This window comes from Cytophagales bacterium (assembly GCA_033344775.1).
In the GTDB taxonomy this organism is placed as follows: Bacteria; Bacteroidota; Bacteroidia; order Cytophagales; family Cyclobacteriaceae; genus JAWPMT01.
In genome coordinates this window covers 639840-663914 of sequence record JAWPMT010000004.1, presented here as the reverse complement: position 1 = coordinate 663914, position 24075 = coordinate 639840, and the positions used below count along the sequence as shown (strand labels likewise).

Annotated in this window: 22 protein-coding genes; 12 read left to right on the top strand and 10 right to left on the bottom strand. The window is 41.5% G+C overall.

All coding sequences use genetic code 11. From position 1 onward, the window contains the following. The first annotated feature begins 195 nt into the window (after positions 1-195). Complete coding sequence (locus tag R8G66_11490; protein ID MDW3192984.1) at positions 196-1239, top strand: helix-turn-helix transcriptional regulator; 1044 nt, start codon at positions 196-198, stop codon at positions 1237-1239. A gap of 77 nt (positions 1240-1316) precedes the next feature. After that, positions 1317-2414 carry a type 1 glutamine amidotransferase domain-containing protein gene (locus tag R8G66_11485; protein ID MDW3192983.1) on the top strand — a complete coding sequence of 366 codons (1098 nt, stop codon included), beginning with the start codon at positions 1317-1319 and terminating at the stop codon, positions 2412-2414. Between the two features lie 102 nt (positions 2415-2516). Here R8G66_11485 and R8G66_11480 read toward each other — a convergent pair whose 3' ends face one another. Both R8G66_11480 and R8G66_11475 read right to left on the bottom strand, forming a co-directional pair. Then, a complete protein-coding gene (locus R8G66_11480) occupies positions 2517-3179 on the bottom strand; it encodes a hypothetical protein (GenBank protein ID MDW3192982.1) in 663 nt (220 codons plus the stop codon). A 66-nt stretch (positions 3180-3245) separates the two neighbouring features. Continuing rightward, a complete protein-coding gene (locus tag R8G66_11475; protein MDW3192981.1) occupies positions 3246-4190 on the bottom strand; it encodes an AraC family transcriptional regulator in 945 nt (314 codons plus the stop codon). A 286-nt stretch (positions 4191-4476) separates the two neighbouring features. Between R8G66_11475 and R8G66_11470 the strand changes: the two genes are divergently transcribed. Together R8G66_11470 and R8G66_11465 are read left to right on the top strand one after the other, a co-directional pair. Continuing rightward, positions 4477-5277, top strand: coding sequence for a type 1 glutamine amidotransferase domain-containing protein (locus R8G66_11470; GenBank protein ID MDW3192980.1), 801 nt, complete (start codon positions 4477-4479; stop codon positions 5275-5277). A 122-nt stretch (positions 5278-5399) separates the two neighbouring features. After that, positions 5400-5855 (top strand): DUF1801 domain-containing protein, encoded by a 456-nt coding sequence (locus tag R8G66_11465; protein ID MDW3192979.1) that lies wholly within the window; start codon positions 5400-5402, stop codon positions 5853-5855. 148 nt (positions 5856-6003) lie between these two features. Here R8G66_11465 and R8G66_11460 read toward each other — a convergent pair whose 3' ends face one another. The 5 genes from R8G66_11460 to R8G66_11440 form a co-directional block, all read right to left on the bottom strand. Beyond that, complete coding sequence (locus R8G66_11460; GenBank protein MDW3192978.1) at positions 6004-7197, bottom strand: ATP-binding protein; 1194 nt, start codon at positions 7195-7197, stop codon at positions 6004-6006. Positions 7198-7675: 478 nt separating this feature from the next. Further along, positions 7676-8179: a YfiR family protein gene (locus tag R8G66_11455; GenBank protein ID MDW3192977.1), complete on the bottom strand. Its 504-nt coding sequence runs from the start codon at positions 8177-8179 to the stop codon at positions 7676-7678. Between the two features lie 13 nt (positions 8180-8192). Beyond that, positions 8193-9308, bottom strand: a complete 1116-nt coding sequence (locus R8G66_11450) for a hypothetical protein (protein ID MDW3192976.1) — start codon at positions 9306-9308, stop codon at positions 8193-8195. Positions 9309-9320: 12 nt separating this feature from the next. Next, positions 9321-11489, bottom strand: a complete 2169-nt coding sequence (locus R8G66_11445) for a methyl-accepting chemotaxis protein (protein MDW3192975.1) — start codon at positions 11487-11489, stop codon at positions 9321-9323. 229 nt (positions 11490-11718) lie between these two features. Next, complete coding sequence (locus tag R8G66_11440) at positions 11719-12456, bottom strand: SpoIIE family protein phosphatase (GenBank protein ID MDW3192974.1); 738 nt, start codon at positions 12454-12456, stop codon at positions 11719-11721. 967 nt (positions 12457-13423) lie between these two features. Here R8G66_11440 and R8G66_11435 point away from each other — a divergent pair. From R8G66_11435 to R8G66_11415, 5 genes are all read left to right on the top strand, one after another. After that, positions 13424-14479, top strand: a complete 1056-nt coding sequence (locus R8G66_11435) for a helix-turn-helix domain-containing protein (protein MDW3192973.1) — start codon at positions 13424-13426, stop codon at positions 14477-14479. A gap of 119 nt (positions 14480-14598) precedes the next feature. After that, positions 14599-15342 (top strand): hypothetical protein, encoded by a 744-nt coding sequence (locus R8G66_11430; GenBank protein ID MDW3192972.1) that lies wholly within the window; start codon positions 14599-14601, stop codon positions 15340-15342. A gap of 131 nt (positions 15343-15473) precedes the next feature. Next, positions 15474-15902 (top strand): MarR family transcriptional regulator, encoded by a 429-nt coding sequence (locus R8G66_11425; GenBank protein ID MDW3192971.1) that lies wholly within the window; start codon positions 15474-15476, stop codon positions 15900-15902. Continuing rightward, positions 15899-16432: an NAD(P)H-dependent oxidoreductase gene (locus R8G66_11420; GenBank protein ID MDW3192970.1), complete on the top strand. Its 534-nt coding sequence runs from the start codon at positions 15899-15901 to the stop codon at positions 16430-16432. Before R8G66_11425 ends, R8G66_11420 begins: the two co-directional genes overlap by 4 nt. 397 nt (positions 16433-16829) lie before the next feature. Continuing rightward, the gene (locus R8G66_11415) at positions 16830-17267 is read left to right on the top strand and encodes a nuclear transport factor 2 family protein (protein MDW3192969.1); all 438 of its coding nucleotides are present in this window, start codon (positions 16830-16832) and stop codon (positions 17265-17267) included. A gap of 90 nt (positions 17268-17357) precedes the next feature. Here the strand turns inward: R8G66_11415 and R8G66_11410 are convergent, their stop codons facing one another. Next, positions 17358-18470, bottom strand: coding sequence for a BamA/TamA family outer membrane protein (locus tag R8G66_11410; GenBank protein MDW3192968.1), 1113 nt, complete (start codon positions 18468-18470; stop codon positions 17358-17360). Between the two features lie 554 nt (positions 18471-19024). Here R8G66_11410 and R8G66_11405 point away from each other — a divergent pair. From R8G66_11405 to R8G66_11395, 3 genes are all read left to right on the top strand, one after another. Then, positions 19025-21166 (top strand): hypothetical protein, encoded by a 2142-nt coding sequence (locus R8G66_11405; GenBank protein MDW3192967.1) that lies wholly within the window; start codon positions 19025-19027, stop codon positions 21164-21166. A 340-nt stretch (positions 21167-21506) separates the two neighbouring features. Further along, positions 21507-22064: a hypothetical protein gene (locus tag R8G66_11400; GenBank protein MDW3192966.1), complete on the top strand. Its 558-nt coding sequence runs from the start codon at positions 21507-21509 to the stop codon at positions 22062-22064. Positions 22065-22218: 154 nt separating this feature from the next. Continuing rightward, entirely contained in the window at positions 22219-22641 is a 423-nt protein-coding gene (locus R8G66_11395; protein ID MDW3192965.1) for a VOC family protein, read from the top strand. Positions 22642-23006: 365 nt separating this feature from the next. On the opposite strand, the gene R8G66_11390 is transcribed toward R8G66_11395, so the two are convergent. Then, positions 23007-23510: a hypothetical protein gene (locus R8G66_11390; protein MDW3192964.1), complete on the bottom strand. Its 504-nt coding sequence runs from the start codon at positions 23508-23510 to the stop codon at positions 23007-23009. A 179-nt stretch (positions 23511-23689) separates the two neighbouring features. Further along, positions 23690-24058: a helix-turn-helix domain-containing protein gene (locus R8G66_11385; protein ID MDW3192963.1), complete on the bottom strand. Its 369-nt coding sequence runs from the start codon at positions 24056-24058 to the stop codon at positions 23690-23692. Positions 24059-24075 lie beyond the last annotated feature (17 nt).

Genomic DNA, 24075 nt, shown 5'->3' with positions numbered 1-24075 from the left:
GATTTTACAAATGTCTAAAGGCTGCTTTGACTGGAGTAACACAGAAACTGGAAGGTTAAACACAAATCCCAGAATTGCGAAAAACCTGGAATTATGCTTTAATGCAGCTCAATGGATAGGGTAAATGAAATTTTGTGACGCTTTCGGATTTCCGCTGTTTTGGCGATTATAGGATCATATTGATACTTTTACCCAATGACAGCAAGTCAGGTATTTTTGGTAGTGGTAAGTGGTCTTGGCGTACTGCATGGTATGTTCCTTGCCTTGTTCCTTTGGACAAATAAGTTTGGCAATTTTCTGGCTAATCGGTTGTTGGGTGTACTGTTGATCGTGCTTTCATTCCGAGTGGGTAAATCTGTTTTTCTGGAATTCCTGGAAAATCTGGATGCCCAATTCATTTTTATCGGGCTAGGTACCATGATGATCATTGGACCCATCTTCTATTTTTTTGCGCAGGCCATTGCAGACAAAGATTTTCAATGGACCAATCGTCGATTGATCCATTTTGTACCTGCACTATTAGCGATCCTTTTCGGGTGCTGGATTAAGAACGATTATCTGGAAACGCTACCCATATTCCTGTTTGCGTTCCTTTTTCTCAGTTACTACAGCCACTATCTGATCTATTTGATCATGGCCCGGATCTATATCGTCAAACGGCGAAAGGAGGGTTTGAACGATTCGGGGTATCAATTGGTCAATCTCATATTTTATGGCTTACTGGTTATTTGGATCGCATACTTTCTTAATCTTATTGAAGATATTGTTCCCTACATTATCGGTCCCATACTTTATTCGCTGGTGGCATACAGCATCAGCTACGTGATCATATCCAAAGGATATCTCAAAAATCTGGGTCAGGAGAAATACAAGACAACACGGATATCGACAGAGCAAGCAGAACATGTATTTGCCGGGGCCATTGATCTGGTCGGTATGCAGGAACAATATAGAAATCCTGATATTACTTTAAAATCCTTGAGCGCATCGCTAAATGTCAGCACACAGGTGCTCTCTATGGTCATTAATCAAAAGAGTGATAAGAACTTCAATGCCTTTGTGAATAAATATCGTATTGAGGCGGCTAAGGAATTACTGGTCGACCCGGATCATCAGAATTACACCATATCTGCGATAGCTTTCAAGGTAGGTTTCAATAGCTTGTCCAGCTTCAATAGTGCGTTTAAGAAACAAACGAATCAAACACCTCATGCCTATCGACAGGCATTGACAAAATGATCTTTTACGCTGACGAAATGATCATTTAGAGAGTTTTCTTGTCCTGTGACCCATTGGTTTGCATCAAAAAACAAACAATGTCACGATTTAAGAAAATTCTAAAATGGTCTTTGGTTTCACTGCTTGGATTATTCATCACAGTCTTTGCCTTTGGCTACTGGTTCATAAGCTTAATCCCCAAGGCAGAAACAAATGCTGGTCTTAGTGAAACGGTGGCGGCCTCTTTACCATACTTAAGTGAAGACATCATTCCAAATCGAGGAAAGGTATTAGCTGTAGTTACAAGCACTGATCAAATGGGGTCCAGTGGAAAGAAAACGGGATACGAGCTGACCGAACTTTCGAGAGCCTATTATGTCTTTCAGGCCAATGGATTCGAAGTAGATATCGCCAGTCCGCAAGGGGGACAGCCTCCGGTAATCATTGATGACGAAGACATGGGCTCCTATGATTTCGCTTTCTTGAATGATTCATTCGCTCAAGCGAAAACGAAAAACACACTTTCCCTATCGGAGGTGGACCCTACTGCTTATGAGGCCATTTATTTTGTCGGGGGAAAAGGTGCCATGTATGACTTTCCGGATAATCCTGAAATTCAATCTATCGTGAGAGATTACTATGAATCAGGAAAAGTAGTCGGTGCGGTTTGCCACGGGCCTGCTGCATTGGTAAATGTTACCCTGTCAAATGGCGACTACTTGATCAAAGGCAAATCAGTAAGCAGCTTTACAAATAAGGAGGAGCTATTCCTGATACCCGATGCAAAAACAATTTTCCCTTTTCTGCTGGAAGATCGGTTGGTTGAAAATGGAGCGGAATTCAAGGAAGGTAGCATGTATCTGGAAAATGTAGTAATTGAACAAAATATTGTAACAGGGCAAAACCCCTGGTCTACCTGGAAGCTTGCCGAGACGATGATCAGTCAAATGGGTTATGAACCAAAAAAGCGAAAGATCTCAGGAGAAGAAAATGCCATTAAAGTACTTGGAAGTTATCAGAAACAGGGATTCGCTAGTGCGAAATTGTTGATTTCTGAAATGGCCGAAGATACACAGGAGCTGAATCGGACCTTAATTGCCATGCACGGCATCGTTTCGGGAATGCAATGGGAAATTGGGAAAGCCATTGAGCTGATTCGGTTGCTCAAGTACGCGAAGGACGTGGCGGAGGCTTAGTTCGGTTTGAAGTACCTACTTCTAATTTTTTTAGTCGAAGTTATATGGAATCAGGATCGCTTTGTTGGTGCGATCCTGAAAAGGCTGCTTTAACCGGGTGATTCAACTTTTACCAATTACTTGCTTCAACGAAAAGACATGCAGGAACAAGGCCACGGGTAACAGCACCGATGCAAGCAACAAGTAGGGGAACTCAACGAACTGATATCTTCCTCCAATGCTTAGAAAATCGGTGAAGTAATAGGTGGAGATAAATGAATAAACGGTAACCGACAAGATGGTTAACGAAGCGATATTCCAAATCAGAATGCCACGTGCTTCTACGAGTCTTTTGTGTATGGCAATACCCATGAAAAGTGCGGATATTCCCACCAGAATATCAAAATTCAATCCCTCGAAGGTTGCCCGTTGAGGGAAAATGCCTTTTTGATAGGTCGCATAAATCAGTAATTCGACTAATATTCTGAATGATTGAAGCAGGATCGGAATGTACAAAGGACTTCTTTTGAGTGCCTCTTGTAGTACGTTTCTATTGACCAAAATGACCATCGCGATCAGGGCGGGAAAAACAACCAGTACGGGAATCCTAGGTGGCATGTCAAAATTCTTGAGTACGTCGGATCTGTCCAAAAGAACCAGGTAGGCAATCCATCCGATCATGACCAGTAGGATAGTAAGTTTTTTGGAGGAGGGATAACTTCTAAAAAGGACAAAAAGCATTGCCAGAGCAGTAACCGACAGGAGGTAAAAACTAACTTCAACCATAGTATTTGATATTTTGCATGTCGCAAAGATTGTTGTCAGTTACCTAATACCACTTGACCGAAATTGCTAATTTCTGTGCCGAAGTGAAGATGGAGTCATTCCCGTTTGCCTCTTGAAAAAACGTGTAAATGCCGACAATTCGGAAAAACCTAATTCTGTCGCGATGGTGTTCAGGTCTTTATGGGAATTAGCCAAGAGATTTTGGGCTTTGTTGATTTTGAGTGCGGCGATGTAATTAGCAGGAGTTTGATGGTGGAATTCGCTAAATACTCGAATGAAATGAAACTTCGATAAACCACTGTTTCTCGATATACTCTCAAGGTCCAACTGATACAAGTTGTGGCTGTGAATATATTCCAGGCCTTTATTCACCCGTTTAAATAGCTCCATTTTCGTTGACCGTTTCATTGCGCTGGAATCCTCGAATTTCTTGAATCTGGAATCTCCATGAATGAGCAACCATTGCAGAATTGATCCCGTCATTTCATATTCCTGATCCGCCGAAAGGAGGCCGTGCTTTAGGTGATGGTGTAAGGTCAGGAGCTGATCTTTGAATTCCCTTTCCATGAAATGCGTCGCCGGAAGCATTGCATAAGCCGTCTCACCATAGTGTCGATAGTTATCTAATGACCATTCCTCGGTTTCTGAGAGCTGTTGAAGTACTTCACAATATAGTTGTTTCCCGAAGTGGATATTAAAGGTGGTTGCTTTATGGGCTTCAGGGACATGCAAGTCGAATGACTCACCATCATTAGAAATGCAATAAAAGAATTCGTTTACCTGGTGCCAATCGTTATCAAGTTTGACCAAGGAAGTGCCACTTAAATTATAAAACATACTGAAGGGGCCCTTGATATTGTCGCGTTCAGTAGCGTGGGTTGCGACATTGATGACAGCAGTAGGCCAGCCAGCGGAGGTTAATTTATTACCCTGGTAGTCTTTACCTGCTTGAAAACCCGAATGAGAATTTTCCCTTATCCAGTCAATATCAGGGAATTGGTTGAGATACATGAAATGCGAAACAGTAAGTGCTTGTACGAGATTGATCCTTTTTCTTATTTACGCATTATAAGGTATTTTGATGCGTCTATCCTAATGCCAGGTATACCCCGGACTGTTTCGATAAGGGACTCCAATCCAATATAATTTATGCCTCCACTCGGAGAGCGATTTATTGAGCAAATAGAATTTTGGGTATATCATGGTGGCCACTCATGTTAGAGGGTCTTTATTACCATACATCAATTTTTCTGAAGAACTGCCAGGATAGGTTTGCTGCAGAATTAAATACATCCCAATGAAAAAGTTATATATAGTACTCTCAAACCTCGTTCTGATGTTCGCTTTAAGTTTTCATGCCAATGGCAGCATCGAACTGAATGCGGAAGACCAACGACCCACCAAAGTATTACTTGTCTTGACCAGTCATGGTGAACTAGGGCGTACCGGTTTACAAACAGGATTTTGGTTGGAGGAATTTGCGGCTCCCTATTATTCATTGATAGATGCCGGTGTAGAAGTCATTCTGGCATCTCCGAAGGGAGGTCAACCTCCATTGGACCCCAAAAGTGAACAGGAAATGTTCCAAACGGATTTTACCAGAAGGTTTATGAAAGACCAAGAAGCGCAAGCCAGATTAGCAGAAACATTGAAATTATCGACAGTCAATCAAAAGGATTTCGATGCTGTTTTTTATAGCGGAGGTTATGGACCCATTTGGGATTTGGCTGAAGACCAATACTCCATCGCGTTGATAGAGGACTTCTATCAAAATGATAAACCAATTGCTTCTGTATGCCACGCACCTGCTATTTTCAAAAACACCAGGGACTCTAACGGTGATCCATTAGTCAAAGGGAAAATGATGACTGCCTATTCTAATTCGGAGGAAGAGGCGGTGCAGTTCACCAGCTTAGTTCCTTTTTCCGTTCAGGAGATGTTGATTGAGAATGGTGCTTTCTATTCCAAGGGACCCAATTGGTATCCTTATATTCAGGAGGATGGATTGTTGATCTCCGGACAAAATCCCGCCTCAGCTGAGTTAGTCGCAGGAGCATTGTTGAAGCGACTGGGAACCAAGGTTGATCTCGATAAATAGCCTTGAGAACTTTTTATACGATGATGAGGGTCTCCTTTGCAAGAGGCCTTCTTTTTTATTCCTGAGTTCAGCCGGCTACATTTACATTAGACAATTCATGTGATAGCATAAATCCTTACACTATGAAAGCAGGCGGAAAAACGGTCATGGAAATTCTTACCAACTTACCCGAGGACCGAGTAGAGCCCTTTAATAAACTTCATGACGTTATTGTGAATAACCTCCCCGAAGGGTTTGAACCGGCGATCAGCTATGGTGGATTAGGTTACGTGGTTCCTCATAGCTTGTATCCGGGAGGTTACCATTGTAAACCCAGTGAACCACTGCCTTTTGCAGGGATTGCGTCACAAAAAAACTCCATTAATTTCTATCACATGGGAATTTATGCCGACGCCAAACTCCTCGATTGGTTCGTATCTGAATATCCGAAATATAGCAAGCGAAAGTTAGACATGGGGAAAAGTTGTATTCGCTTCAAAAAACCAGATGACATACCCTACGATCTTATTGGCGAATTAATGAGTAAAGTGAGTGTTGCTGAATGGGTCGAAACGTATGAAACGGAAATAAAAAAATAGCCCATCCTATAGAATGGAACAATTGTTAGCTGACTGGTAGGTAGTTTTTGTACTTAACTCGATGTAGGAGGGGGGATTTCATCATTTTTCGAACAGAAGTAAATTGAGGGGTTCACCATCTACATACATTACCGTATCCCTTTCCTGCTTATGCACTTTCAAAAATCAAAGGTTTATTAAACGTAATGTGAAAGGTTGTGCCTTTGCCCAATTCTGATTGGACTGCTATGGTTCCGTCATGTTCTTCAATGGCCTTATAGGTTATTGACAATCCCAATCCTGTTCCTTCACCGGTATCCTTTGTGGTATAAAATAGATCGCTGATTTTTTTGATGTGCCTGGGATCTATGCCCCGTCCAGTATCGGAAATAGTGACTTTCAGTGCCTCACCCTCTGTGTAAGTGCGAATAGTGATGGTTCCATTTTCATCAATCGATTCTTCTGCATTTGTGAGGATGTTGAGGAATGCCTGGTGCAATTGCCCCTCGTTTCCAATGATCTTCAATGAACCCAAGTCCTCATATGCTTTGACAACCTCAATCTTATATTTTAATCGATGATTGAGCATCACCAGGCAATTGTCAATGACTTTCTGAATGTCACAAACTTCATTCATGTCCGGAGAATCTCTGCTAAAGTGGGCCAGGCTATCAATGATGGACGCTACTCTTTTTATTCCGTCCTCTATGGCATGAACGTGAGGTTGTGCATCCTTTGATCCTTTCAATTGCATGGTCAACATTTCGGCTCCTCCTTTGATGAAATTGAGGGGATTGTTGATTTCATGAGCGACACCTGCAGATAATAGACCTAGCGAGGCCATCTTTTCAGACTCGACCAATTTTTGATAGGACTTTTTCAATTCTAAGTTCTTCTCATTTAGCGTTTTACGATAAATATAGATGTAAGCACCTACTATGCCGAATATGAAAAATGCTGAAATAATATGCATTTCCATGATACAATCAGCCGGGAATCGATCTTCTGTGTAGCACAACGACGATAGTAACCAAATACTTAACGCACATAAAACGGCCATGATCATGAAGAAATAACGATCTCTTACCGGTTTGTAGAAAAAGGCGATGATGGGAGGAATGACGAACTCAGGCAATGCGGGTGAGAGAACTCCACCGGTGAAGAAAACCTCGAAATAGAAGGCATGGAATGCGGTAAGCACAGAAAGCCTAAAGAGCCATAGCAGGTGCTTTGTGAAGTAACTAGCGATGCCAAAAATGAAAAAGAGAGAAAGACAAAAAAAGCCATTGTACGCCAGTATGTAAACTTCACGAACGTAGAAATAGACACTAAAGCTCAGGGTTGAGCAATAAGCGAAAATCATCAGAAGTCTAAACCAACTCCTTTCCTTTTTAGATGTCACTAGGTTAGTCACTAAATGGCGGCCAGGTACTGAAAGATAGTAAAACTTCTAATGCGAGAAGTAAAAGAATTGATGAGTTGGGGGATTTTATCTCCGGTTATTGATTTAGGCTCTTTGGAATTTACAATTAATTGAGTGTTTACATAATAGACCGACGTGGTTTTTCTTAGCCGGAGCTAAAATGGATCACATAAATGCTGATTTTTCTGGGTGAATCACCTGGAGGGAAGTCAAGGCAAAAACCGATTTAGGAATGCACGCCATTGGGCTATAGCAGTTTGGAAACTCCAGATGATATTTATTCCTGTTAATATAATGGGCCATGAGGATAATCCTCCATTTTCTTGAAGCCGCATTCAAGCAGGCAGTATTTATTACCACTTACAATATGATGTCAATTCATCTAGACAATGGCATGTATGTCAAAGTTCTTAAAGGGTCAGATCACCTTCGCCAGTCCTATCAGGTTTGAACTGACTTTTAAATTTCTGGATTCAACGGCAGATTTATTGATAATGAATTTTAGTTTTCCTCCTTCGACGTAGAAACTAATTCCAGCCCCCTGAAAGGCAAGACTTTCTTCCTCGGTAACGATCAATACAGGCTTATTGTCTGAAGCCTGGTTCAAAGTAGTAAACAGTTTACTTTGGCTCGCAGGAATGAATAGGAGGTCACAATCGGAGATGTCTGCCACCCCGGCTATCTTCTTCACACGTGCCTTACCTCGTTTTTCAATGGTGCTTTGAAGTTCGATCATGACCCGGGAGTTTCCGACCACCCCAATGGTTAATTGGCCTGGGTCCGGCCAATCGATGTAGTCTATGAACTTACCGATGAATAGCGCATGATATTTACTCAGGTCCTGACTGAGTTTATCTTTACTCTCTCCTGGAGCAAGAGCCAATGAGAACACAAGCCATAATAGCAGTTTGTAACTTTTCATGATGCTGCAGCGCTTAAAATCCAATTGAAAACTGGAGGCCAAATAGATTATCATCAGCATCGGCACCATCGTCACTTCGCAGTTCATAGTTGACCTTTACCACCGCATTTTTAGCAACATGATAATTTGCCCCGAACGTAATTCTATTTCTGTCACCCTCAGGTGCTCCATCCAATTCGATGGCATCGTAACGTAGTATTGCTTCCAGCTTTTTGGTCAGGAAATACCCACCTTGAATGTAAAAACCCTGCTTGTTCAAGGTATTAATTCCTAATGCGACGTTTGACGGATCATTGTAGGCTTCCTGATTGGCAAAGTGGTACTCACTCCAGATGCTGTATTTCTCCTTGTCCAGGTAAAACGATGCGCCGAAAATAGAAAGATTCAATTCACCATCTCCGGTGTATTTTCCAGAGTAGTAATTGGAAGAAATCGTGATGTCATCGCCAATGTCAATGCCAAACGATGCACCCACTGCCTTGTTGTTATTGCTCCCACCATCCGTATCTCTGGAATTGCCTCGTAAGCTGCGAATACCTGCACCAGAATCTCCATTCAGGCCATTGACGACATAGACGGTGTAAAAGGGGGTAACGTTAGCTTCATCATTGATCCGGCCTCTCACCTGGACACCCACTTCGCCCCATGCCGATGGAGAAATCTCACGGTTGACATATGCCCGGCTTACCGTCTTATTCAGGTATTCGGGATACAGATATTCGTTAAATTCTCCTGCAGGTACTAGAAACTTACCAGAACGAATCACAAAAGCTTCAGATACTTTATAATCTACATATCCGTAACGCAGGTCGATATCGTCACCACCATGCTCATATTCTAGCTGACCTTCTACGAATATCTTATCGGTCAATTGTGATGAGATGAATACGTTGAAATAGTGGTTATCGAATGTGCTGTTTCGGTTTTGTTGAGCAAAAAATTCATTGGTGACATAACCATTGAAGTTTACGAAACTGGCATTTTTGGATAGGTCGGCTCCGAATCCTCCTATGGAAGATTTTCGCTTGTCCTCTTCGATGGTGACATCAAATTCATTCTTGTCTTGACCTGATACTTGCAGGGATAACACAACTAAAATGATAGTCGCAAATTTTAAGAAATGTCTCATGGTATATTTATTCTATTGGGTCGATTGATGATCGAGTTTAAATTGATCCAGATCCTGTTTTAACTGTCTGGAGATTTCGTTTAAGAATTGAGATTTATCGATGTAATTATTCATTCCAGTAGAAAGCTCGTTGGCTGAGGCGGCCACCTCTTCGGTACTGGCGGAAGTTTGTTCTGAGATAACTGCAATAGATTCGGTGATACTGACAAACTCATTTAAGCGCTCTACTTGCTGGTTGCTTGCCACTAAAATTTCTTCAGCGTATTGTAGGGTCACGGTAGAAGATTCAGCAATGTCCTTAAAAGCCAGGGAGGCTTCCTTAGACGCTTCAACTCCTCTTGACACGCTATCGCCCATTTTTCTTATGGTGGTAGCTGCCTGACTAGTATCCTCTGTAACAACAGCAATGAGTTGTTCAATGGACTTGGCAGATTTTCTGGAATCTTCCGCTAGTTTTCTGATTTCATCCGCCACAACTGCGAAACCACGACCGGCATCACCTGCCTGAGCTGCTTCTATGGCGGCATTTAGCGCCAATAGATTGGTTTGGGCAGCAATTTCGGTAATGACGCTTAGTATCCTGCTGATATCTTCTGAGCGTTGCAATAGCACTTTCATAGAATCGTCCGTGGATCGGGAATAGTTGTCCATTTCCGCAATGCTCAATTCTACATTCTCAATCATCTTTTGGCCACGCTGGCTGTTCGTCATTCCTTTTTCCGCCGCTTCATTGATGGATTGTGATTTGGAGGACATGTTTTTAGAATCGTCCAGGATGCTCTCAACAAGATGAGCTGACTCATCCACGCGGTTAACTTGATTTTGAGCGCCTGTAGTGATCTGGGCGATAGCTCCTGCTATTTCGTGAGTACTTGTACTCATTTCATGGCCTGAGGCGGTCATTTCTGAGGTCGAACTATTCACTGTATCTGCTGTACTTGAAATTTGTGAAAGAAGGGACTGAAGGTTGCTCAATGCTTGATTTAAGCTGTCGGTTAACCTTTTTATATCTCCCTTTTCTTCATCATGGTATCGGAGTGTCAGGTCCCCTTTCGAAACTTCAACTAAAATATCCATAACGGACTGTAAAGGCCGCGAAATGGAAAAGAGCAGTTCATTAATAGATAGCACGAGTTGTGACCATGCACCTTCTTTATTAGTGCCATACAATCGGTGTGACAGGTCTCCCTCTTCCGAAACGGATAGAATCACGGAGTTAGTGGCGGTGATCACTTCCTTGAGGTTATTGCGCATGCCAACCAAAGCGGAGCCTAATGCATCTTCCTTACTGAGCATCTGATAGTCGCTATCAAGGTCTCCTTGTCTGATCCGATCGGCAAATTCGGCAGTTTGTCTAAAGCTGGTGATCAGCTTATTCAATCCCAATGTAATTCTTCCTGTTTCATCATCAGAATGAACTTTCAATTCGTTCGGGATAGTACCTTTTGCCAGTTTGGATATGTTTTGCAGCACAAGATGAAGCGGGCGGGTGATGAGGAATGAGAGCCGGATCGATATGAGAATTGCAAAAAGAATCCCAAGAATACTTGCAATCCATACCGTAATCTGAAGGGTCGAAAAAGTGCCTTGCATATTGTTCCTAAGGCTTTCCGATTTGTTTCGAAGTGTTTCAATGATCAGTTCCAGTTTGGTGTCCAGGTTATCACTCACTGGAATTATCTCGTTTTCTATTTGATCTTCTGCCATGAACTTCACAAATGCGTCTTCGTAGTTTTCGAAACTTTGGAGGCTTTGCATCAAGTCTGCCTGGATGACCATTAAATGTGCTGATTGGTCCTGGATTTCCTGAATTATTGCTTTTAGAGAATCGTTTTCCAGGTATTGATCCACACTTTCGATTTTGATTTTTAATTCAGGATAACGCTGTTCATGGATAAGTTTCAAAGCGTCCTTGTCGGCGGTGTAATTCGGTACATAGACCCAATTTGTCGTAAATGTTCGCGCATCTCTGATCATGTTTCGATAGACTGAGAGGTCATCGATCACAGGATTTAATTCATTGTCAATTTCTTGTAGCGAACTGAGGGCATTTTGTAAGGTAATGATGCTAAAAACGCCTGTAGTAAAAGTGATAAGAATCAAGATCAGGAATGCTCCCTTTATTTTATGGCCAATACGCCAGTTCTTGATATTCCAAGCGTTAATGTTGGATTTGCTCATCTAGGTTGTTGGTCAATTTATACCTAATAATTTAGGCGATTTTCATGAGTTTTTAGTAGATAGTTCGTATATAAATACATGACAGAAAGTGGCGTTATACAGAAATTCATCTACGTTAATTGAGCTTTGTTTAATATCATTTATAAGCTTTTCTTGTGCTGAATTAACGATGCTCAAAGTACGCATGAATTAGATCAAATCTTTGTTTTCAGTATTTTTTTGATCATTTTCATATCCTTAATCCGACGATCAGTAAGTCATCTACCGGCTCATTAGCTCCACACCAGGAGGCGATGCTACTGGTGATCTTTTCTTTTTGAATATTGATTGGATGGTGAGCTACCTTTTTTAATAAGTGTTTTACTTGTTTACTCCCAAATCGCTTGGTGTCTTGCCCTCCAATCATGTCTGTAAATCCATCACTGGCCAGGTAAAAATTTGCTCCTTGAGGTTCATTAAGATGCATAACGTGGTTGGTATACGCCCTGGGATACTCGAACAGTTCTCCTAACTGTAACCGATCCGCTTTGAGAATCTCACATTGATCGACTGACACGCGAATCAGGTTGGTTTTTGCTCCTGCAAAAATCAACTCTCTACTGGTCTTGCTGATTCGAAGTACACCCATATCTGCACCCGAACCAATGTGCTTCTTTGGTTTACCAAAGAAAAGTGATTTCACGTGCTCATGAACTGCAGTCAAAATTTGATTAGGGTCAGTCAATTCACCCACAATTTGTTCCAGCGCTCTGGTATAAATCCGTGTCATCATACTGGCGCCGTAACCATGCCCCATACAATCAAATACTACCACAAACAGGTATTCTTGTGTCTGGTGTACCCAGAATCCATCACCACCAACTTCTCCGATCATCGGTTGATTGATGACAAAAGCATCCAATACACTGGCAAGTAATTCTTCGGGAAATAACTGAAAATAGTTCTCTTTGGCGGCGTTGGTAATCATTATATTAGAATGGAGTCATCATCAATCAGGGCTGTCTTCATAGAAGACAATAGGAGTAGGAGTTGAAATAAACTACTTGCTGGCCTTAGAGAGTGGTACTTTCCTTAATTGTAAGAAAGTAATACAGTATGATTATGTCCTTAAAATGAAGCTATTTAGATCATATGTGGGCTAGTTCTTCGATGAACAGTTCAATTTATCCGTTGAACCAGAATGTAGCCGGGTTAAGCATTTACATGCATTGATAATCAGTGACTTAGAACTGTCTAAGCTTTATTCCTGGTAAAATTCAATCAGTCAGTTCTTAAGGTTCTTAAACACGTTACTCACGAAATCTAGATTTTGTGTTTTCCATAGAAAATGGATTATGGGATTATTGCCTATAATGGCAGAAAGCAAGACACCAGTAGACATGATTTAGGACTTGGACTAAAAGCAAAATAGTCCATGCTCATTTAGAACAACATTTCTTTGACCTGGGAGATAAGCAATGATCAGCCTGAAAAGGTTACAGCATCTTAAGTGGTTTCATGGACATAAGTTTTTAAAAAGGCGTTCGATTACATGACCTTCCAATGCGTTTTCTAGTTTTTTTATTGTAACTATTTCCCGTAAGGACAATGTATCGAATGCCTGTGAAGCGTTTCCAGGCTGTCTTGATGAAGTCAAGTCTGGTCATTGTACGCATACGCATGTCACTGATCACAACCTATAATTCACTAAGGATGGGTGAGTCTCCTTTCCCACCAGGCTTCGCAGCCTTGACCAATCCGATCTACGGAGCTCCAACAAACGTTTTTATCAGCAGCCGTTTTCAAGCGTAAAGGTGAAATTGGGAAAATTTGATTTTGAGCATTAAGTTTTTTATTCACAGGTTATTTGAATGGTGAAGTACTTGTACCTCAAGTCTGTTGTGATTGAAATTCAAAAATGATCGTATTTTTAGTCACTCGATTCACATTTACAAATGCCCGTTGTTCTTGTAGACATCAGTATACTACTCAATATCCTTGGTTTTGGACAGGCGCTATTTTTGTGTTTCTCGCTATTGAAAAGCAGGAAAGTCAAGCCGGAGAACCAATATTTGATCGTTCTGCTTTCTGCCTTTTCTTTCATCATCCTTAATTCGATCTTCCGGTTGAGTTACTATCAGGAAGCCCTGGCGTTTTACCAGGATTTTTCTAATGCTTTACTGCTGCTGGTGCCTCCGTCGATTTATTTGTTTGTCGCGACAAAATTGAAAACAAAAGCATTGCGGCAACCTTGGTTTCATTACGCTCCATTTCCGGCTTATTTCGGTTTTCTAATTATCAATCTATTTGCATGGGGAGCGTACAGTGAAGTAAAGAACATCGTCAGTACAGCATGCTACCTTTTGTTTAATGTACAGTTCGTTATATACATTGGTTTGTCCATCAAGAAGCTATGGGGCAATGACCATTCCACGGGACCTCTAAAATGGATCAAAGTGGCCGTGTGGCTCATTGTGACCCCCTGGTTGATGCAACTGATTATTTTGATCATCGAACAAGTTTACAACACGCCTGTTTCGGATTTAATTTCACTGAATCTTGCCCTGTTTTTTGGTGCCTGCGCGATCTTTCTGAGTTACATGAGTCAAACCGTGAATAGTGGGTTTGTGCAAAAAGAGAAATACGAAACTTCTCAATTAGGAGAATCTGAACTACACAGCAACATCGAAAAAATACGTCAGGTCATTTCAGATCAAATGCTGTATAAGGATCCCAATTTCTCACAACAAATGCTCGCGAGCGAAACTCAGCTTACTCCCCGGATCATTTCGTTGACCATTAATCAGCATACAGGTCAAAACTTTGTTGATTTTATCAATGAATATCGGGTAGCTGCATTTAAGAAAACCATCAAAGAAGACTCGTCAAAGAACTATACGCTAGTGGCCATCGCTGAAAAGTGTGGTTTCAAGTCAAGTTCTGCTTTTTACGCCGCCTTTAAAAAACATGCGGGGATGACCCCCAGGCAGTACAAATCAACGCTTGAGTAGCGCCCAATTTCTCCGAAAACTTGTTTCAGGACAAAAAGAAGCCACCTTTTGATCGATCGAGGTAGTCACTCCTGATAGGTTTGCCGTATGGTATTCCTCAAAAAATCATTGCAATCCGTATGAAGAAAATATTGATGCTGATATTCATTATTTGTATCCATTCCGGAGTAGCACAACATCGTGTAGAACGACCGCTACAACTTCAGGTAAACCTTTCAGGACTGTTTGTGGACCTTGCGGCAAACTCACTGGCTGATAATACGGTGGACGATCTGAATGTCAATTCCTGGTATCCGGGCCTTTCATTAGGGTATCATTTCAATCGCTATCTGTTTGTAGGGTATTCCTTCTACGCGCCACTGGATCTTACCTTGAAAGAATCCTGGGGGTTGACCTTAAGGGCGCTGGATGCTGATATCGTGCTCGAACATCAAACGGGTCCGATCCATCAGATAGAAACCCGGTTCAGTCCTTTCAAAGTTGGCTTGTACGCTTCGCTAGCCTATGCGAACGTCGGTAAGGTGGACTACCAGATGGATCTGGATCGAAAAGGAGATGAGCTTCTCATTGGCAACAATGCCTATTCTACGGACCTGAATATTTCGTGGAATTCCAAAAACGTCCATGCCATGATGTTGGGGTTAGGCTATTCGCTTGTATTGGAAAAAGGACTTTCTTTCAACCTCGGATTAAGCATTCCGTTGAGCTTCCCGGATGATGAAAACATTCAGTTGGTAGGTACCGAAGATATCCTGCTGTCCGATATTGTTTTAGCTCAACGGCAAATCCGGGAAGAAACATTCTATGGTCCGGTCGTGCTTCAATTGAATATTGGATACAATTTCACTCGGATTTGGGAATGAGCCGATTTGAACAGATCACTGTGAAATCGAGATAATGGGGTAGGAGTCATTTGTGATAGATAGAGGAAAACTGATCAAGAGATGAACTTAATCTAAAGTTATTTGTTACTATTGTACATACAATAGTTGTAATGATGTCAAATTATTATAATGCAATACATCAGATCATCAGGACCGGACACTGGATCACGGATCAGGTTTCGCAAGAGCTAAAAGAGCATGACGTTACTGAGCCTCAATTCAATGTTTTGAGGATCCTGAAGGGGCGGAAAGGAGACCCTGTTACTGTGGTAGAAATTCAGGAACAGATGGTGCAGCGGACCAGTAATGTCACACGGATCATTGACAAGCTCCTGGTTAAGGGTTTGGTAGATCGCCAGGAGTGTCATTCCAATCGGAGAAAAATGGATATAACCATTACTGAAGAAGGCAGGGCATTTCTAGCAGTGCTTGATGAAAAAGTACAGACCTTTCATGAGCCAATGAAGGATAACCTTACTGAAAAAGAACTTGAACAATTAGATCATTTAATTCAAAAACTGAAAGGAAATACACCATGAAAAAGATCCTCGCCATTGGCGCGAGCAACAGTCGTCAGTCCATTAATGGCCGGTTCGCCCGATGGGCCGCGCAGCGGATTGAAAACACGGCGGTAGAGTTACTCGACCTCAATGATTTCGAAATGCCGATTTACAGCATTGATCGAGAAAATGAAACGGGCATTCCCCAGCTGGCACATGATTTTAAAACCAAAATCAAAACGGCTGATGGCATCGTCATCTCGTTAGCAGAACACAATGGAAGTTACTCCGCCGGTTTTAAGAACATTACCGATTGGGTATCAAGAATAGAAAAAGGAACGTGGGCTGATAAGCCAGTATTATTGTTAGCGACTTCTCCCGGTCAAAGAGGAGGTGCAGGTGTTTTGGCTTCAGCAAACTTGACCTTTCCGTATCAGGGCGCTCATGTTGTAGGAACCTTTTCATTACCCTCTTTTCATCAAAATTTTGAAGAAATACATGGTATTAAAGCTTCAGCCCTGGCTGAAGCTTTCTACGAGCAATTGAATCATTTTGTGACAGCTATTTAATCGTAAGCAGGCCAGTCATTTGAGAAACAGATACTAAGTTGACTTGGCTCAAAGTCATTATCCGAAAATTATAGCAGTTCACTGCCTTATTCATGCATTTCGTCGAAGTAGTATGGCTCTACTTCAAATCTGCATATAAATTGAGCGTCGTAAAAATAGTGAGTATCTATTTTCCATAGCTGGTTCTTAATGAGAAGCGACACGTTTTAGGGGTGTCGCTTTTTTATTTACTCATTGTAGATAATTCTGTTTTGTCTTCATTTCAAATAGCAAAGCCGGCGATCCAACATATTTCAATCTCCTCGATTGAGATAAAATGAAAAAAAGTTTATGGTAGTTGTCCAATAGGCGAAGCGTCAATCATTTAAGAGTTATGACTAACCATAAATACTACACGATGAAACTCCATTTAATTACTGCTCTGGGTGTGCTGTTTGCCTTTTTGATCATTTCCGGAAAACCCAAATCAACGGAAAACATGGACTACAAGACGTATTTCGAAGCGTTTTTTGGATACTTCAACGCCCATGATTGGGAAGCGATGGCGAACATGTATGCAGACACGGTTTCAGTTCAGGATCCTGCATTGGGGTTTGGGTCGTTTGAGCAATCCAGGGCTGATATCATCGCTCATTACACAGCTCTCAACGAAATGATTCCGGATGTAAAAGATTCTGTAATAAGCATTCATCCCTCCGGGAACACCGTGATTGTAGAATTCATCTCAATGGGAACAGCTCCCGATGGGACCAGGTTCTCGCTGCCAATTTGTGCAATCATGACTTTTGAAAATGGTCTGATCGTGAAGGATCATGTTTATTACGATAATTTCTGAGGTGGAAAAGCCTGTCACTTTGAGCTTGTCTATCTTTCGACAGGCTCAAGATGACAAGCAAGTAGACTCAAGCTGACTGGTTGTAGCAACCTAAAATGCCTCCAGAATCGAAACGTAAAATGCAGACTGGTTCCTTCGGGCCAGGCCATAGTCGAATCGAATATTAAGACGCTCATCTCTGACCACCTGGAACCTGAGGCCCACACCTCCGGCATATTTGAATTCACCGAGTCGAAAATCCTCCAGATTTTCAGCCACATCACCAGCCCCCAGGTAGGCTACAGCACCAACAATCCAAAATAAATATCTCCTGTACTCTACCTGACTGTACATCATTTGATTGTCCCTGTAGACACTTGCATTGCTGATGCCTCTAAGTGCGGCATCCCCACCTAGCTGTGGTAATTTGTAAAAGGGGATTCTACCTGCGTTAAAAGATCCAAAAGCTTGTATCGCCAATACGTCCTTACCTTCATTCCATCCAATATATCTCCTGGCATCGATGGTTAGGTTGCTGTAAGAAAAGTCCCCGACGTAATTAAATAGCGTTCTAAGATTGATGAAATAACCCTGTGTTGGATATATGGTATTGTCACGACTATCCAATCTGACTGCAGGCCCAATACCTGCTTGAAATCCGCCATTTGAACCTTCTAATACATTGGTTTCCAGAATGCCTCCGGCCTCTAACTCTCGTAAGTTGCTTTGCTGAATATCAAAGTAAGCTCCGTAGAACAGTTTGTCATTTAGGGGAAAGGAATACTGACCTTCCAGCTGGAAAAAAAGGTGCGTGTAGCCTTCTGAAATGTCAGGATCCGTGTCATTACCGATGCCAAAAAATTTATCAGGAAAAAGACGGAAACGAGGACTTAAACCGAGGTTTTTACCATCTAAAAAGAAGTAATCCAGGGTCAGTCCCGAGATGATTTGATTACGTACCGTATAAAGAAAAAAAGGAGTCAACGAAGAAGGCCTGCTAAATGTCTTTGTGGTATCGGGATCAGACCAGGTAAACCCTCCGCTCGCTCCAAACTGAAATCCGGTCTCTGGCTGTGAGGCAAGTGCCGGGAATGCGGACCATGACATTTTTCGTTTCGGTTTATCAGTGTTTTCTTGCGCGAACACTTGGTTTACCGTAATCAACACCAAAAAGGCGAGGAGCCAACTAAAGGTGATGTTTTCAAATAGACGCCTTTTTCTCATGACATATAGTTGCCTTTCAGTTACGGACACAATGTTAATGTCTGTTTCCTTTCCAGGTGCCTCCGAAACGGTAATAATCTCCTTATTGGAATGTAGGTAGGCAAACAGGATAGACAAAATCTACACTTACCCTGCTGTTGCTGGATCCGGGAGATCACTTCATTTGACTTTGACGATTTAGGCAAGTGTTGACTTTCAACAATAAAAAAGTAATTCTATCTACAATTTAAATGATTGGTAGTGATCAATACCTCGCTAGTTATAGAACCTGCTTCAAATCCAGACTGATTTTAAAGATTTGGTCTTTTTAGTGATTGTTCCAACATAGGAACCAGTTTGCAAAGCGAACCCTGAACATGTACTTTTAAACAATACAGGGTTACTTTAATTTTTCTCAATTTACTTTTTGGTTGCTGTGTGATATGTTTTGATCTATTTTAGACTTTGTTACCCGGTAATTTTTAATTCAAATAACCCGAATATTTATGCCTAGTTCTTCAACGAAGACGAATCCCATTGTTGTCAATAAACCTTATATGGAATTTAACCCGCCAATGAAGCCATTTTCGACTGATTATGGAGATTTTCAATTAGTCACGGGTATTCGATATGGGGGAAGATCACTTGTGTTTTTTGTGCAGAATACGAACAGCATCTTTCCGGCAAAGTATCAAGTTCACGAAGTGAAGTTATCCTTAACAGAGAATGAAGGTGTCACCGATTATGATTTTGTAACAGCCCCATATCCAAAAACCTATTCAGGTGAACTTGGTGGAATTCCTTGTGGTGACAGTGGGATTGAACTTCAGCGGATATCAGCCACTGTGTTTCAGGAAACGTTCTATTTGTTTTTGTTGGGCCCAGACTGGAAGACTATTTACCTGGTGACAATGAATCTGGATTTTGGCGTGGAGGGTTACTATACCCTTGAATTACCCCATGCTATTTACGACATGAATGCAGTGGTTTCTTCAGGGAATGTACAATTATTTTATCTCAATGAGGACAATACAAAAGTGGGGTATAGCATTTTTGATAAGGTAATCGCGGGATCAAATCAGATCACAATTAGTGAAAGTGAGACGATTGATGTTGATTTTTCTCAGTTGCCTTCGAATATGCCTCAACCTCAGACGCCATTTAATCGATTGACAGCATCAACCATTAATCAGGAAGGGCACATTATCTGTTTGACAGATCACGTCGGAAATGTATATTCCGCCCATATCATTGAAAACATTTGGTATCCTAATCAAGTGGCACATGTGGCAAGTCCAACACAGGGTCAAGCCAATACCATCATGTATGCTGGGGATGGACCTCTCTTAAAACAATCCGGCGGAGACATGAAAGATAATCAGTCTGTCGTTTTCCTGGAAGCGGTAAGAGGATTGAAGAATCCGGTAAACTGCATACAAGCGTCCTCAGATTATGATGAGGATGCTTTTTCTCTGGTACTGGGGGATACAACAACAGATGATCTTTATGACATGTTTGTGTTTGAACACTTACATGATATTGGAAATCAATCCTATTTTCGATGCCTGATCGTCGGACAGTATTCCTCTATTGGAAACAACAATTTGTCCCTCCAGTTATTCGCGGTGCCAACCGGAACACTGGTGTTTGAAGATGAGACCACAACGGATACCTCCCAAATAGACGATATGGGACTTACGCCAGAACAGAAAAAAGCGTACTACCAGAGTTGGACGCTCCTGGGCATTATTGAAGGGCTCCCACCTTTTCCCTATAATGGAAAAGAGATATCCATAGGTGCGCCCTCCGTAAGCTTTGATTATACGACAGATTCCGGATCTGAGCTTAAGCAAACTTCGACAACTAGCTACTCTGCAGGAGCTTCTGGTAAAGGAGATATGTTTAGTTTGGGTGGAAATATTTCAGAAGATCTCAAATCCTCTGCTGGAACATCGTTTTCGTACGAAGTGTCGAATACGGTTACATTAGGGCCCTTTAGTTCGCCACCTGAGGAGCGCAAAGACGGAATTATATTCCCTGGTCTGTTATTGTTCAATCAGCCTACTATTCAAAACAGGAAGTATCATCTTTATGCTCCTGATGGAAGTGATACCACACTTCATATTTACATCACTTCTTACATCAATATGCGCACGTATTTTCAAAGTTATGATACCCTCCACCCAGGTGGGCATGAGGTGAGTGCTGGCCTGAATGCTTTACCGCGAGGAGATGATTTTGAAGCATGGAGAGTTGAAAATTTCCCTTTACCTAATTTGCCGGTTTTCGGGGAAGGTAGCAATGATAGCGTTGCCATTACGACGCTGGAAGCCAATCAATCAGCACACGGCTCTTGCACTATTTCTGCCAATCAATCGGCTAAAGAAGGAAATGCAACTACTACTTCAGTCAAATTTGATGGTGGTTTGAATATCGGTGTATTTGGCTTCAGTGTTTCGGGCGGTGGAAGTTGGGATAATTCTTCGGACGTTTACAATTCCTTTAAGAATGGGTTTACAGCGAGTATGCCCAGGATTCAGGTAAATACTCCTATGAAATCAACCGATTATACCAGCATCACCGTACAACCTTACATTTATCAGGCGACAGCTCACGATACATTGGTAAAGCAAGGGGTGGTGCCCGATTGTTTCAAGGGTTCTGCACCTTGGATACTTACCTGGCGAGTAGTTAACTATATGCAGGGGGAAGAATAAGGAGACAGATGTTTGTCAAATAGTAGGGGTTCGCTTTTAGAAAAGAGAGTGAGCTCCTTTATTAGTTCGATGGACGTTTATGTTTGGTTTGCATCGTCAATGAGTAGTTCATGATAAGGATTGGGTACGAGAAAAAGCCAAACAAAAATGAACATCCCGGGAGGACGTTGGAGCAACACCCTGATTTGGTATACCAAAATCAATAGATTGAGATAATGATTGTGGAATCTCTGGAAGAGAGTCAGTCACTTGGTATGTAAAGGCAGGTACTGGATCGATTAAAACTCGACCAGTAAAGGAATATTCTTGACTATAGCGATGGATATGAATAGCTTACAGCATGAATGCCCAACGAGCGATAGCAAGATTTGATCAACTGGCTGATGAATGGTTGGTGGATTTGAAAATGTGGGATGCTGAAATCATCCAAATCAATCCTGACCCTAAAACATGGTCCCTTGCGGAAGTATATGATCATGTCATGAAAGTGGCGCGTACTTACCAAATACCTTGTCTCAAACAAAGCCTTACCGATGGAGCTATTAGAAAACGTTCCAAAAACCTGACGGGGATAGCCATTTTTGATCTCGTTTACAGAAAACAAGTCCATATGCGGATGGAGGAGTTCCCAACCAAATTCATCGATCTCTTTTCTCCAATTAAGCGAACGAAAGAAGACCTTGTTGAAGATTTTAGCTCGTTTATTCAGGAAGTGAAAGACTTACAACAGCCTGTTTTAGAAAGTTCCTCGGCTAACAAGCATTTTCATCCAATGTTCGGTGACATCAGTACCAAAGAGTGGTATTACTTAATTGAATTCCACATCTGGCAGCACAACAAACAGAAAGAGAAGATCATCAATTACCTCCGGCATGGTGAATTATGTGTTGCCTGTTAATCAGGAACAATTATTGACTGCTCTCAGAAATGCCCCCGTTGGATTTATCTCCAACAGGAATTCAAGGGCACAGCGTTTTTTTTGCCGGTGATAACACCTGCAAAGGCACCTACGAATCTTCGATATTTTTAATCAAGAATTAATCCTTAGATCCATGAAATCAACCACTTTTTTAACGTTTGTAGGAGACCAATGCGGAAAAGCAGAAGAGGCCATGCAATTTTATACTTCCGTCTTTCCTAATTCGGAAATCAATAGCATCACAAAGTATAAGCATGGTGAACCAGCCGGTACACCTGAATTAGTAAAACATGGGGTATTCACGTTGAATGGGACTACCTACATGATTTCAGAGAATAATTACAATCATGCCTGGTCCATGTCGCCTGGGGTGTCATTATTTGTTGAATCCGGCGATGAAAGTGAAATTGATGCTTTGTTCGAAAAACTTTCGGATGGTGGTATGGTGATGGTTCCGCTGGATCACTATCCGTCAGATAATTACGGTTTCGGAAAGAAGTTTGGATGGTGTGCTGACAAATATGGCGTGAACTGGCAATTCAACCTCTCAGATTAAGTTGTTTCTGAGGGTTGCTCCTTGTTGGAGTTATCTCAGACGAGAGTAATGCCGTTCCTCAGGTGAATACCCTGTAAAGGCTAGATCGGATTTTTACTATAGGACGATTTAAGATTAAGGGCATTATTTTTTCAAATCGTTTCTAAGGTTCAATTTCTTGTACTTAATGGAATTGAATTATATTTATTCTCATAAAGTCAAAGAGAAATAAAATAATTTTTTCATTATGGCAAAAGAACAAAGACCAAGTCCTACTCCTGCACCCCCTAATCCGAAACCGGAACGTATAAATGAAGGAGCTCCAAGAACACCTAAACCAAGAAAATAAGTATATATGGCTAAGCAACAACCCCCTAAACCACCGGTTAACCCTGATTATATTCCATTAGGAGCTCCAAGAACACCTTCACCCCCGAGCCCGCCACCGAAAAAATGAATAGGAAATAAATCATTAGTGTGATAAGGCCAGCAAACATGAATCCCATACTTGCATAATTCAAGATATAAGTTGCTTTTGAGAATTTCTCTGATTTTTTGTCACAGCGATCCCGTTCTACTTTTTGGTCGTTGCTCAATTCTTCCTCACTTTCAGACTCTACTAAATACATAAGGTAGTCGAACTTATTAGTCTCATAACCAGTCAGCTGAGAAATGAAATTAATAATGATACCAATTAAGAAGAGCCCTCCTGCAACCTTTACAGAGATTTCTGGAGGAAGGTTCTTTGAGATCAGAAACTTAATAGTTTCAAAGCATACATAAATACCCGCCCCACTAATAGAAATAATCAGCAAGTCAATTCTCTGGATGCTATATATCATATTTTGGTGCGCCAATTTTTCTCGCTCAAGGGGGTCCTTCATTTTCAATAGATATTTATAACTAAATATACACCCATTTAAATAAAAGGGGTATGTAAAATAAATTTTTGCTAGATCTATAGAATCTACTTCACGAAGGCTAAATACCCCTGTTGGAGTTATCTCCGATACACATTTAGAAGTTACAGCCTATGATTCGCAGGAGTTTTCATCTGCGTAGCTAGCAATTACTTACCCATTATTTTTTTCCGATGTTTCATGCCCCATGCAGTCAACGCCTGAAACACAGGATCCAACGAACGACCATATTCAGTAAGTTGGTATTCTACCGTAATGGGTGCCGTGTCTTTTATGGCTCTGGAAATAATGTCATGTTCTTCCAGAAACTTTAAGTCCATAGACAAGGCACGACCGGTTATTCTGGGAATATTTCTCTTGATTTCATTGAATCGCATGGTTCCTCCTACGTAGAGAGCAGTCATGATGATGATCTTCCATCTGCCACTTAGCAATTCCATCGTGTCCATGACCGGTAGTAATTTTTGTGTGATCTCCGACTGATAATTCACTTGTTCTGATTGTGGTTCGTCTCTCATAAGTATACTATTTGATA

Coding starts and splice junctions, on each gene's coding strand:
- R8G66_11450 (MDW3192976.1), bottom strand. CDS start 9,308: ATGAGACATTTCTTAAAATTTGCGACTATCATTTTAGTTGTGTTATCC.
- R8G66_11460 (MDW3192978.1), bottom strand. CDS start 7,197: ATGATTTTCGCTTATTGCTCAACCCTGAGCTTTAGTGTCTATTTCTAC.
- R8G66_11400 (MDW3192966.1), top strand. CDS start 21,507: ATGAATGCCCAACGAGCGATAGCAAGATTTGATCAACTGGCTGATGAA.
- R8G66_11385 (MDW3192963.1), bottom strand. CDS start 24,058: ATGAGAGACGAACCACAATCAGAACAAGTGAATTATCAGTCGGAGATC.
- R8G66_11420 (MDW3192970.1), top strand. CDS start 15,899: ATGAAAAAGATCCTCGCCATTGGCGCGAGCAACAGTCGTCAGTCCATT.
- R8G66_11435 (MDW3192973.1), top strand. CDS start 13,424: ATGCCCGTTGTTCTTGTAGACATCAGTATACTACTCAATATCCTTGGT.
- R8G66_11475 (MDW3192981.1), bottom strand. CDS start 4,190: ATGTATCTCAACCAATTCCCTGATATTGACTGGATAAGGGAAAATTCT.
- R8G66_11410 (MDW3192968.1), bottom strand. CDS start 18,470: ATGAGAAAAAGGCGTCTATTTGAAAACATCACCTTTAGTTGGCTCCTC.
- R8G66_11445 (MDW3192975.1), bottom strand. CDS start 11,489: ATGAGCAAATCCAACATTAACGCTTGGAATATCAAGAACTGGCGTATT.
- R8G66_11415 (MDW3192969.1), top strand. CDS start 16,830: ATGAAACTCCATTTAATTACTGCTCTGGGTGTGCTGTTTGCCTTTTTG.
- R8G66_11465 (MDW3192979.1), top strand. CDS start 5,400: ATGAAAGCAGGCGGAAAAACGGTCATGGAAATTCTTACCAACTTACCC.
- R8G66_11480 (MDW3192982.1), bottom strand. CDS start 3,179: ATGGTTGAAGTTAGTTTTTACCTCCTGTCGGTTACTGCTCTGGCAATG.
- R8G66_11395 (MDW3192965.1), top strand. CDS start 22,219: ATGAAATCAACCACTTTTTTAACGTTTGTAGGAGACCAATGCGGAAAA.
- R8G66_11490 (MDW3192984.1), top strand. CDS start 196: ATGACAGCAAGTCAGGTATTTTTGGTAGTGGTAAGTGGTCTTGGCGTA.
- R8G66_11440 (MDW3192974.1), bottom strand. CDS start 12,456: ATGATTACCAACGCCGCCAAAGAGAACTATTTTCAGTTATTTCCCGAA.
- R8G66_11455 (MDW3192977.1), bottom strand. CDS start 8,179: ATGAAAAGTTACAAACTGCTATTATGGCTTGTGTTCTCATTGGCTCTT.
- R8G66_11470 (MDW3192980.1), top strand. CDS start 4,477: ATGAAAAAGTTATATATAGTACTCTCAAACCTCGTTCTGATGTTCGCT.
- R8G66_11485 (MDW3192983.1), top strand. CDS start 1,317: ATGTCACGATTTAAGAAAATTCTAAAATGGTCTTTGGTTTCACTGCTT.
- R8G66_11430 (MDW3192972.1), top strand. CDS start 14,599: ATGAAGAAAATATTGATGCTGATATTCATTATTTGTATCCATTCCGGA.
- R8G66_11425 (MDW3192971.1), top strand. CDS start 15,474: ATGATGTCAAATTATTATAATGCAATACATCAGATCATCAGGACCGGA.
- R8G66_11405 (MDW3192967.1), top strand. CDS start 19,025: ATGAAGCCATTTTCGACTGATTATGGAGATTTTCAATTAGTCACGGGT.